Raw genomic sequence first — 11854 nt, forward strand, 5'->3', positions numbered from 1 at the left:
ATTACCTATTCGTTTTCCATGCAGAATATTTTTGATCAAGATAAACAGGCTCAGCATCGTTTTTTATCTTTTTAAACAAGGCGTAAGCAGATGCTGATATATCTTCATTCACTTCTGCTTTTAGATATTCAGGTTTAAAATGATCAGCAACAAAATTGATGGTGAATTTTCCGTTCCTGAATTCAGCATGATTTAAGGCAAAGCGACAAAATCCAAGTGTGGTTGAAAAACCGCAAATTTCAAATTGATCAATAGCCTGAATCATTTTTTCAATAGCTGAGTCACGATCTTTTGCATGCACAATCAATTTTGCAATCATGGGGTCATACATGATGGGAATGTTCATGCCTTCATCATAGGCATCATCAACCCGTATTCCAAGTCCGGTTGGCCGACGATAGCGTATTATTTTTCCAAGATCAGGAAGAAAATTATTTTCAGGATCTTCAGCGCAAATTCTTACTTCAATTGCGTGTCCATCCAGTTTAACTTCATCTTGCGTGTAGGATAATTTTTCACCGCGCGCAACTTTTATTTGTTCTTCCACAAGGTCTAACCCGGTGATCATTTCAGTAACCGGATGTTCAACCTGAAGACGGGTATTCATTTCTAGAAAATAAAAATTACGGTCCTTATCCACTAAAAATTCCACTGTTCCAACTCCTTCATAATTGCATGAGCGTGCGACATTCACAGCGGCTTCACCCATTTTTTTTCTGAGAGCTGAATCAACAACCGGAGATGGCGCCTCTTCAACTAATTTTTGATGACGGCGTTGAATGGAACATTCTCTCTCGTTGAGATAAAGTACATGTCCGTGCTGATCAGCTATTACCTGAATTTCTATATGCTTAGGTTGTTGAACAAATTTCTCAATGAACACAGCACCGTTACCAAAAGAAGAAAGCGCTTCAGAACTTGCGCGTTCAAATTGTTGTGCAAAATCTTCTTCACGCTCAACGGTGCGCATTCCCTTACCACCGCCGCCGGCTGATGCTTTAATTAAAATTGGGTAACCAACTTCTCGTGCGATTTTTATTCCCGATTCAATATCCTGAATTGCAGAATCAGTGCCGGGCACCATAGGCACTTCGTATTTTTTTACCGCTTGTTTTGCTGATAATTTATCACCCATGATGCGAATTGCCTCAAGTGTTGGTCCAATAAATTTAATGCCTGCCGCAGCTACACGTGATGCAAATTCAGCATTTTCAGATAAGAATCCATATCCCGGATGAATGCCATCAGCTTTCACCGTTGTAGCAACGCCCAGAATTTTATCCATGTTCAAATAACTCTCAGATGGCTTTGCATCTCCAATGCAATATGCTTCGTCAGCATAGTTTACAAAGGGCGCATCTTTATCCGCGTCTGAATACACTGCAACACTTTGTATGTTCATGCTGCGCAGGGTTTTCATGATGCGCAATGCAATTTCTCCGCGATTAGCTATCAGCACTTTTTTCATAGGGTCTGTTTTATTTTAATTGCAACAAAGTTGAGTTAATCTTTACTATTCAGCCGGTACCGGTGTTTTTTTTCTGTTGTTTCCTTCTTTGTGTATGTTGACATCGTTAGAATCTTTTCTGAAAATATTTAAAAATCCTTGCAGCAGTCTAAATTCTTTTGGATCATCAAAAGTTTCTTGATAATGCATACTCACACCTTGAGTAAATCCACCTTCACTTGATTCAGATCCGGTATTTGTTTCATTGAAAAAATTCATGGTAAATGTTCCGTCTTCATTCAATTTATATTCTACGCGCACATCACCCACAATACCGCTGGCACCTGCATCACCACTGCTATTATCAACTACACCTCCACTCACTGAAACAGTAATTTTATCATTGATTTGTTTTTCAAATTGCAATCCCATCTGACCCTGATTAAAGCTTGCAGAAATTTTTACATCTTCACTCAAGGCGTCAAATAAAGCATTCATCTGATCTTCTAAAACTGCCAGTGCACCTGAACCACCTTCACCTGTGCCGTTCACGGGTAAGAAACGTTGAAGCACCAGAATAGCAAAAAACTGTTTGGTCAACATATCTGTTTCAGCAGTGATAGCGGCAATTGCATCTTTACCTTCTTGATCAGCTTTAGGAGCTTTGATACCAAAATTAAGCGCAGGTGACATCAATGTTTTTGTCATGTACAAATATCCAACCACTTCATCTTTGCGCGTACCGCGTTCAGCACCAACCGGCATAATATCTGCCAGTGAAAGATACCTGTTGAATGTGGCGGTGATATCAATGTCGGCATCATACGGTGAACCAGTCCAGCGTATTGTACTAGCCGGGTCAATGGTGAAGTCTTCACGCACGTAAGTTTTCATACGCATATTGTATACGCCTTCTAAAATTTGATATTTGCCAAACATGGTCATTACGCCGTAGTCATCCATGGCTATTTGAATATCACCTTCACCTGCGTTCACAACAATTTGATCACCATATACCGGCTCAAATACAATGGTCACTTTAGCATTTGGGTTTACGTGAAATTTCATATCTAAAGTCATGCCCATGCGTTCAATTTCTTTGATCACATTTGTGGCAGCAGTATCTTCAGGTTTGGTGAATTGTATAAAAGAGGATTCTTCTAATTCTGCCGTTCCATAAAGTGGCAAAGTGAGATCAGTACCTGATTGCGTTGTTGCATCAACAGTTATCTGCACCAAATCATCATATCCAAAAATATTTACCAGTCCGGTGATGTAGGCTTTTCCATAATAATAACTTCCATCTTCATATTTGGTATCCATCACCAGAAATTTTTCTGTAACTCCCGGCATTTCCATATCCAATGTTACATCGTAATTAAAATCACCCCAGTCAGTATGATAAATTTGCATGTTAGCAAGTGCTTTGTGTTTTTCCTGATCTAACAATACCATGTTGTTTACAATGATGGCACCATCACTGAATCCAACCCTACCTGCAAAATCAAAGGCAACATTGAACATAGGTACAGTTACTCCTGCGTTTGGAATATCAAGATATCCGCTCACAACCGGATTAGTGAGTTCACCTGTGACCCGTAATTCTCCATCAAGATATCCTTCAATATTGGTGTAAAGTTCAGGGTCTTCAAACGCGTTGAGAAATGAAATGTCGGTATTATCAAAATACAAATTCAAACTAATATTGTCTTCTTCTTTATCAAGCCAGTAGTTACCATCAAAACGGAATGTCTCACTGCTCTCACGTTTCAGAAAACCGTTTACACCAATACTGTTGGTTGTTTTATCCCATTTACTGCTCACCAGCACATCTCCCACCAACTCATCATTGATTACAAATTTTTTGATATCAGAGATTGATTGAAAACGAATATTGTTGTAGACATCTGCCACGCCGCCGTCAATATTCAATACACCACCCAAAGTCATAGAACCTCCAAGTAATCCGTTCAAATCACTCAGATCAAAATCTTCAACATAAAAATATAACCAGTCATTTGGATTTTCAGAAATTCTGCCGTCAAAACTTACTATATGATCTTCATGTGAGAAGGTGAATTTTGATAACTGAACATACTGAGGGTTGTATAATATTTTTGAATTTGGATTGATTTGCCATTTGTTGCCCTGCAAGAAAAAGAAGGATGGATCAAAACTTGTCATCACATTTTTTGAATCATCAACAACAGATTTGAATGCAAACAGGGCAGGGGAGGTGCCTTTGTATCCATCCCAGCCGAAGTTGGTGAGAAACGTATTGTTTTTTACATACGAATCAATGTAGATGTTCCGCACCTGCGCACTGTCATTCAATTTTCCATATTCTGCCTGATAATATAATGTAGCCTTGGTACTGTCAAACCGGTTTTCAAGTTTGATATCGGTGAGTGACATACCATGGTAAAGCAGGGTTTGAACATTTACATCTACAGCAAATCTTTTTTGATTGATATTATAATATGATTGCACACGTGAGTTTTCTGAAATGTAAATCTGGTCGTCAACAAATTGTAATAATGGATTGACATTTTTCAGGCGGATATCCAAATCAAAATATTTATTCTTGGTAGTGGCAATATCTTTTGCTTCAATCAAATTATCTACCACATAAGAAAGCTGAGTTTGCAAAACAGGGTAAATATCACCCAAATCAAACTTGCCTGATAAATCCATGTCAACATAAGGTGAGTATAAGCTGATGGTGTCAGATGTTTTTGAACGTTTTATTGATAGCTTCATGGTGTCAAGCACAAAATCAATATTCGCTTCTTTATATTTGAGATTTGAGAGAGATATTTCACCGCTTAAATTATCCATGCTTGTTCCTTTGATGTTGACATGTACGTTTGCCTGAAATCTATTTGGCACCGTATCATTGGTGATTGACAAATCAGCAAGATGGGCGCTGTCAATACGCACGTCAAAATCAAATGCCATGGCCCCGTTTAAATTCACTTCTCCCTCATACTTTAATGCAAGATTATCATCTTCAATATCAATAGTACCGTCAAAAATATTTTTATGAAAATGTCCTTTCTGCACATTGATACCGGTGTAGTTATAGCCGTTTAAACCTAATTCAGATAAACGACCGCTGAAGTTTACATCCAGTTCATCAGCAGAAAAACCTTTGCCGTGGATATCAATGAATCCGCTTATTTCACCAAGTAAAGGGTTGCCGGTTACTGCGCGCAAATCAACATCCGTTAACATCACATCTTTTCCGCTTGGATTTCCGCTTGGCCCATCATAATGATAAATTCCATCTATCAGTTTAAATTCCAATCCATACTCTGATGAAATATTTCCGATACCTGATTTCAAATCACCATCAACAAAAAAACTTTCAATACCTCCGTCAAATGATGCGTTTAATAAGGAGATGATATTCGCTCTTTCATAATTGTGGGGCACTTCAATATGCCCTTGATTCTCTGCAATGAAAGGGGATAAATTCAAGGCTTCAATATCTTGTATGCTGGTTCTGAAGGTATCAACGCGTTCATTAAAAATTGCTGAATTGATATCACTTAAATCAGGGATTTGAAAATCGCCGTGCAGCACCGTATTCTTCAATAAGGTAAGGCGGGTGTTTTTTAATTTCATGCCGTAAACCGGACCCGTTATTTCAGTGTTGACAATATTTATCATATCATCCATACCCCACAGCTGCGGAACAAAATAGGCAACATCAGCAAGAGAAATGCGTGATTTATAAATGTGAGCATCAAACCTAACCTCTGATACAAAGTTTGAAAATTCTTTACCGCCGTTTGGTGTTTTCAAATAGAAATGATCAGCTAAAATCAGCGAATTATTAAAAGCAAGACGCAGTTGATCCAGTGCAACTATCTGCGGGCAATAAAGCACTTTGGTTGTTAAATCAGCCAGAATAAAGCCTGATTGTTCTTTGGCTTGTAAACCTGAAATATTCAGTACAATGGAATCACCTGACATGCCAAACTCATTAAACGTTCCGCTGAGATACGTGAAACTGAGATCAGAGAAATTCATTCCATGTTTTGTGGGCAGAGCATTTTGATCTTGATATCGGAAATTAATATTGTTGAGTGCAATGGCATTTACATTTATCTTGAATGCAGATTTTGTTGTGTCAGCCGGTTCATCACTGGCAAAATAATCAACTATGTGCTGAAAATTAAAGGTGGAATCACCTTTGTATTTTCTGATATAGCAATAGGCATCACTCAATTCCGCTTTTTCAATAGTGACAAAAGATTCAGACAAACTCCAGTCTGCAATGTCAGCATGTATTAAGCCGGAATATAATAAGGTGTCATTTTTACAATCAGCCACATAAATGCCTTCAATGTCAACTCGGTCAAAAAAGACAATGTCAACTTTTTCAATGGAAACATCAGTGCCCCATTCACTGCTTAAATAGCTTGCAACCTGCTGTGCAGCCCACGTTTGAAACCAGGATGTGCGAATAGCAAATGCCAGAAAAAAAATGAGCAATACACAAAGTTCAATCAAGACATGAACTGAGCGACCAAAAGCTCTGACTATTTTGCCTAAATTTGCGATAGGTTAAATTTTTCTCAAAATTAATCATTTGAACGGTTCAGACATCATACTCCTTGCAATTGAATCATCTTGTGATGATACCTCAGCCGCCGTTATTAAAAACGGAGAAATATTATCAAATATTGTGGCTGGGCAAAAGGTACATGAAAAGTACGGGGGAGTTGTTCCGGAATTGGCTTCCAGAGCGCATCAGCAGAATATTGTGCCCACTGTTGAGATGGCTATTCAAACGGCAGGTATTTCAAAAAAAGATTTGAACGGTATAGCGTTTACGCGTGGTCCGGGCTTGCTTGGTTCGTTGATTGTTGGAACGAGTTTTGCCAAAAGCCTGGCGCTGGGTCTGCAAATTCCGCTCATTGAAGTGAATCACATGCAGGGGCATATCTTGGCTCACTTCATTAAAAATATGGAGAATAAATATCCGTCATTTCCATTTATTTGCATGACCGTTTCAGGCGGACACACGCAAATTGTGTTGGTGAAAGATTTTTTTGACATGGAAATTTTAGGGCAAACATTGGATGACGCTGCCGGTGAAGCCTTTGACAAGGCAGCTAAAATTTTGGGATTGCCTTATCCGGGTGGACCATTGATTGATAAATATGCACAAGAAGGTAAGCCTTTAAAATTCAAATTTCCGGTTGCTCAAATTGATGGCTATGATTTCAGTTTCAGTGGATTGAAAACAAGCATACTTTATTTTTTGCAGAAAGAATTAGCAAAAGACAACTCATTTATAGAAAATAATTTGCATGACATTTGCGCCAGTTATCAGCACACAATAATTCAAACTTTATTTGCAAAATTGAAGGCTGCAGCGCATGATTTTCAGATAAAAGATATTGCAATTGCCGGTGGTGTTTCAGCAAATTCATTGTTGCGGTCAGAGCTTGAGCGCATTGGCAATATTGAAGGATGGAACACTTTTATTCCCCCGTTTCAGTTTTGCACTGATAATGCTGGCATGATAGCCATTGCCGGACACTATAAATTTTTGCGTGGAGAATTTGTTTCGCAGTCTGTTTCAGCTACTGCAAGGATGAATTTCTAAAACATGCTCTCATGTTGATTCCATCCAGAAAGCATCTGTCAGGTTATCTTTAAATTGATGTGAAGTATCTTCAATGTGCAATTTATGCAGCAATTCAGTTGAAGTGTTTTTTTGCACGTCAACAAAAAGTACGCGCTCTTCAAAACGCACGTGTTGTTCTAACGTTTTTTCAAAAGAACTGAGCAATTCAGTGCTTGGAGTTTGGTTGATTAAAAACCGGAGTTGGGCGTGCTCACCTATTGCTTGTTCAACTAAGGCAGACCCAACTCCGGGAAGGGTAAAAATCTTTTTTTCTTCTAACTCAAAATGAGGCTCAAGGTGAAAATCATAAAACCAACGAATATATTGCATGATGCGATTTGGATCTACTTTTTTTGCAATACCCTGTCTGATTTTCCAACACAACAACAGCGCATGATGATGATCACGACTGAGCGGAATCAGTTCCGGTGCTCTTTTGAGTGGTTGGTTCATGCCATCGGAAACGTTTTCTCTAATTCAATTGCTTGCGGAAAAAGAATATTGTTTTCAAGATGAATATGCATGTGCAAATCATTTTCAAATTCTTTCAACATGGCAAATGCAACACGATATGTAGTGCAGCCGTCAGCCGGCGGAGTGTAATTGTTAGTGAGTTGGGCAATAGTTCTGAAACGTTCACCCTCCATGTCGTGCTCTGCTTCCATCATGTGAATAGGATTTTCAATAGTGCCAAAACCCGGTTGTGAAAGGGGAGTCCCATTTTTTTTGCTCTCAACCATATTGCGTACGAAAGGGAAAAGTATCAACTCTTCTTTTTTCATGTGCTGCGCCAATACGCCTGATGAAAGAGTAAATTCTTGATTGATGTCAAAGAGTTCAGGGTGATTTCCGCCATGCACTTTACAAAGTTTGTCAAGAAATTGTCTGATGGTGGGAGTTGATTCTTCAATATAACGATGGTGTTTTTTTTCAATATAATCTGCCAGTAAATCAAGTGGCCATGATCGAAAATCAACCCCGTCTCCTTGTGCTTGAACAGAAACTTGTGAGAGCTCCTGCAATAATTTTGTTGAGTCAATATTTTTTGTTGTGCAAACTTCATCAATTGTTTTTCCTCCTTTGCAGCAAAAATCAATGCCGTATTTTTGAAAGATGCTCGCGGTTCTGTAGTCTTTTGCTACGAATGATCCTACGGTTGCTGTTGTTTCCATATTCTTAGTTTTAGTTTATGTTATTTATTTACGTTTTAAAAATGCTAATCCATTGGTTACATCTGCTGATAAATCAAACAAGGTTGTTGACTCAAGCATGGTGCGTAAATCATCTCGTATTTGTTTAAAGCGATGATGTACCGGACAAGGTTTTTTTTCATTGCAATTTCTGAGGCCTAAGCCACAACCGGTGTAAATGCTGTCTCCGTCAATGGAGGAAACTATTTCTGCTAGTCTTACACGGGATGCCTGAACAGGGGTTATTTCAAATCCTCCATGCGGACCTTTTACTGATGCAATGATTTTGCTGTGAACCATTTTCTGCAAAATTTTTGCAGTGAATGATGCCGGCGAATCAATTTCATGCGCTATGTCTTGCAAACTGGTACGTTCTCCTTTGCCTGATTTCACCGCAATGAAAATGGCTGCTTTGATTCCGTATTCGCAAGTTTTTGAAAACATATTTTGATCTGATTGCTGGTACAAAGATAGCTCATTTTTAATAAAGGACAAAAATGTCCGAAATAAAAAAACATGAAATTTGTCATGCTTGTTTGTTAAAACATATAAGAGATAGAATTAGGCGGCAGTAGCGAGAATTCCCAGTGCGCCGCCAATAACACGCGTGATAGCGTCAGCTCCCAGAATAGCGAGAAAGCCAAGTTCTTCTTTATATTCAGTACTTTCTTTGCGCAGGGCAAAAATTAATACAGCAAGATGAATCAAACCGGAACTTAGGGCAACGAATTCATACCCGTGCATATTGAAAAGTACACCGGCCGAAGCAGACAAGGTCATCAGGCCTGAAGTGATGAGACAGATTTTTTTTAGAATAGAAAAACCGAGCATTGAGAAAGCATAAACCAGCACTGCAAATTGGGTAAGAATATAAAGATAATAGGCATCATATTTAACAACGGGGTGTGGCACAAACGTAAGACCAACCGCAATGACCATAGTCCAATTGATTGCTTTAGACCAAGTATTTTTTAAACGGAGTGCCTGAAACAAGCCGAAAACAGTACCTAATAACATGATGAGTTGCATGATCAGCCTTTGAAATTTGGATTGAACCAAACCATTAAAACACTATCAGAAAAAGTGCCATTGGGTCTTTTAATCCGTTTAATAGTTTGTCCTTCTTTGTGAAATCCACCTTTTAAAAAGGTATCAATCAGGCTTGGAATAACAGGGACTTCCATTTCCAAACGCATAATGTCAGGTCTTTCATTAGCAATGTGTTGGAGTAGTGCTTGTGCCAGTTGTTTTCCAACGCCTTTTGATTGTTGATCCGTTTTAACAATGACGGTGAGGTCACTCAGAATATGGCTATGAATCTCAAGCCCGTTTTTTATTCCGTGAGCCAGTGCAATAATTTGGTCAGATTCATCAAGCGCAACCAGGCAAACAATGTCAGAAGGTTTGGTGTTGAGCAAAGCATAAACATAGGTATCGGTAATTTCATGCGGACGTCGGGCAATGCCTACTACGCTGTCAGCTACAGAGCGGTAGAGCGCTGCAATTTCTTCACGGTCTGATATTTTTGCTTTTCTGATTTTCACCGGTGAAAGGTATGAAATATTTGGCAGAATTTAATGAGACATCATCTACATTTTAACACTTTCTTTATTAATAAGAATTGGTAAATGCGTTGCAGAAGTTAATAGACTTTGCTCTGATGCAAATCTATCAAAAATTCATCAATGAGATGTTTTTCTACATGGGGCATTACAACAATTTTCCACCACTTCGGGTTGTCAAAATTATCTGCAACCAGATGATATTTTTTTGCTACGTTGAGTGGAAAATTCTCAGCCCTCATGGTAACAATATTCATTAACGGATGACGAAAATATTCAATACCTATTTCATCTAGCTTTTCACAAATCTGATCAGTGCGGTCAACTAGGCGTTGCATCAAGTATTTCCAACCGTCAGATCCGTGCGTCATTAAAATCATCCAAACCGCAATGGCGTTGGCACCTGAACGGCTTCCGCACAAAGTGAAATCTGTTCCCTGAACATAAGATGCTTCTGCCGTTTTTGCATATTCTATTAATCCTTTGCGGCATAAGAATATTCCGGTTCCATAAGGAGCCTGCAACATTTTGTGACCATCAATGGTGATTGAACTGATTTCAGGATTTGCAAAAGTAAGATCTGTGTCACCGGATGTAAATGGATAAATGAATCCTCCAAATGCAGCATCAACATGCACAAAGTAACGCAGGCCTTTTTGTCTTACCAAGGCGGTAATTGCGTTTGATGAATCAACACTGCCAAACATGGTGGTGCCCATGGTAAGATGAATGATCAGGTATTTAATTCCTGCTTTTTGCGCATCTGAAATTTTTTGTTCAGCATCATCCATATTCCATTTTCTGTTTTCATCTACTTTCACCGTGATGGGTGTTATGCCAAGTAGATTACAGCCTTTATAAGCAGAGTAGTGAACATCTTCCGAAAAAATTAATCCAATTTCTGATGTTTTCGCCTGATATTCTTTTTGAAAATAATTTCTGAATATCCATTGTGCCTGAATGTTTGCTTCTGTGCCACCAGGTGCAACGTATCCGTCATATCCGTTTTTTGCTGCTCCAAAAATTTCTTCAGCACAGAGGCGAATCAGGTCAACTTCCAATTCGTGTGTTCCACTGAAATATGATTCTCCTTTTTGGTAGGTATGACATCCAATATGATTTGGGTTGTGAATGAGTACACTCAAGTAAGCAGCGTCTTTTAAAAATGGGGCGTCAAAATAAAATTGTTCCTGATCAAGATAAGATGCAGGTAATCCAAGAATTGATTCTTTTCGGTAATTCAGGTTATGATCAAGGGCTGTAAATACACGTTCTTTAATTTGTCTGGTGGGTAGCTTTGGCCAATGCATGTGAAAAATTTTGCGCAAAGTTCAGCATTAAATGTGCTGTGATGTAAATAAGACAAAAAAAAATCCCCTGATTTTCGTCAGGGGATATTAAATTCATTCAGATGCTATTACCATGGAAAGCCTCTTTGTTGGGCTTTTTGCCAATCTATCAATTCAATTTCAAACATCAATGTAGAATTCCCGGGAATAAGAACTTCTCCATTCTGATCTAAGTAATCATCAGGTCCGTAAGCTAGTCCCGCAGGGATAATGAGTTTTCCTTTGCCTCCTTTACCAAACATTGGGATACCAAGCTGCCAACCGGCAATCAAGTTAGATAAAGGAAAAGTTGCAGGTTCAGTATCTGTGCCGTCAAATTGAGTTCCATCTAATAAATATCCTTTGTAGAAAATGGTTACTTCATGGTTCAGGTTAGGACGATCTTCTCCTTCACCCGGATTATCTGTAACTACATACATACCTGATTCATGTCTTACACCTTCCCATTTTTTTTCTTTGAGATATTTTTGAATCGTTTCTTCGGCACTGCTGTCAGCAACGTATTGCACTTCAGGTATCACTTCTTCAACGGTTTCTTCAACTGTTTTCTGCGTAGTTTCTGTGGTTGTTGTTGTGTTTTCAGTTGTTGAACCGCAAGCAACCATAACTGCACCGGTCATTATGAACCATATTTTTTTCATTTGTTTTTTGTTTTAGTATCTGTT

10 protein-coding genes are annotated in these 11854 nt (G+C 38.7%); 1 reads left to right on the plus strand and 9 read right to left on the minus strand.

Features of this window, described 5'->3' with window-relative positions:
* Position 1 precedes the first annotated feature (1 nt).
* Together accC and IPH66_04865 are read right to left on the minus strand one after the other, a co-directional pair.
* Positions 2 to 1468 (minus strand): acetyl-CoA carboxylase biotin carboxylase subunit, encoded by a 1467-nt coding sequence (gene accC, locus IPH66_04860; GenBank protein ID MBK7128682.1) that lies wholly within the window; start codon positions 1466 to 1468, stop codon positions 2 to 4.
* A gap of 45 nt (positions 1469 to 1513) precedes the next feature.
* On the minus strand, positions 1514 to 5947 hold the full coding sequence (locus IPH66_04865) for a translocation/assembly module TamB domain-containing protein (protein MBK7128683.1): 4434 nt from the start codon (positions 5945 to 5947) through the stop codon (positions 1514 to 1516).
* A gap of 112 nt (positions 5948 to 6059) precedes the next feature.
* Here IPH66_04865 and tsaD point away from each other — a divergent pair, with 112 nt between their 5' ends.
* Positions 6060 to 7067 (plus strand): tRNA (adenosine(37)-N6)-threonylcarbamoyltransferase complex transferase subunit TsaD, encoded by a 1008-nt coding sequence (gene tsaD, locus IPH66_04870; GenBank protein MBK7128684.1) that lies wholly within the window; start codon positions 6060 to 6062, stop codon positions 7065 to 7067.
* 9 nt (positions 7068 to 7076) lie between these two features.
* Here tsaD and IPH66_04875 read toward each other — a convergent pair whose 3' ends face one another.
* The 7 genes from IPH66_04875 to IPH66_04905 form a co-directional block, all read right to left on the minus strand.
* Positions 7077 to 7541 carry a hemerythrin domain-containing protein gene (locus IPH66_04875; GenBank protein MBK7128685.1) on the minus strand — a complete coding sequence of 155 codons (465 nt, stop codon included), beginning with the start codon at positions 7539 to 7541 and terminating at the stop codon, positions 7077 to 7079.
* On the minus strand, positions 7538 to 8260 hold the full coding sequence (ric, locus tag IPH66_04880) for an iron-sulfur cluster repair di-iron protein (protein MBK7128686.1): 723 nt from the start codon (positions 8258 to 8260) through the stop codon (positions 7538 to 7540). Before ric ends, IPH66_04875 begins: the two co-directional genes overlap by 4 nt.
* A 24-nt stretch (positions 8261 to 8284) precedes the next feature.
* Positions 8285 to 8722, minus strand: coding sequence for an Rrf2 family transcriptional regulator (locus IPH66_04885; protein ID MBK7128687.1), 438 nt, complete (start codon positions 8720 to 8722; stop codon positions 8285 to 8287).
* Positions 8723 to 8839: 117 nt separating this feature from the next.
* Positions 8840 to 9307, minus strand: a complete 468-nt coding sequence (locus IPH66_04890) for a hypothetical protein (GenBank protein MBK7128688.1) — start codon at positions 9305 to 9307, stop codon at positions 8840 to 8842.
* Positions 9308 to 9309: 2 nt separating this feature from the next.
* Positions 9310 to 9822: a GNAT family N-acetyltransferase gene (locus IPH66_04895; GenBank protein MBK7128689.1), complete on the minus strand. Its 513-nt coding sequence runs from the start codon at positions 9820 to 9822 to the stop codon at positions 9310 to 9312.
* Between the two features lie 98 nt (positions 9823 to 9920).
* A complete protein-coding gene (locus IPH66_04900) occupies positions 9921 to 11150 on the minus strand; it encodes an aminotransferase class I/II-fold pyridoxal phosphate-dependent enzyme (GenBank protein MBK7128690.1) in 1230 nt (409 codons plus the stop codon).
* Between the two features lie 107 nt (positions 11151 to 11257).
* Positions 11258 to 11830, minus strand: coding sequence for an FKBP-type peptidyl-prolyl cis-trans isomerase (locus IPH66_04905; GenBank protein MBK7128691.1), 573 nt, complete (start codon positions 11828 to 11830; stop codon positions 11258 to 11260).
* Positions 11831 to 11854: the final 24 nt, after the last annotated feature.

This window comes from Crocinitomicaceae bacterium, from assembly GCA_016708105.1.
Classification (GTDB): domain Bacteria; phylum Bacteroidota; class Bacteroidia; order Flavobacteriales_D; family Crocinitomicaceae; genus JADJGJ01.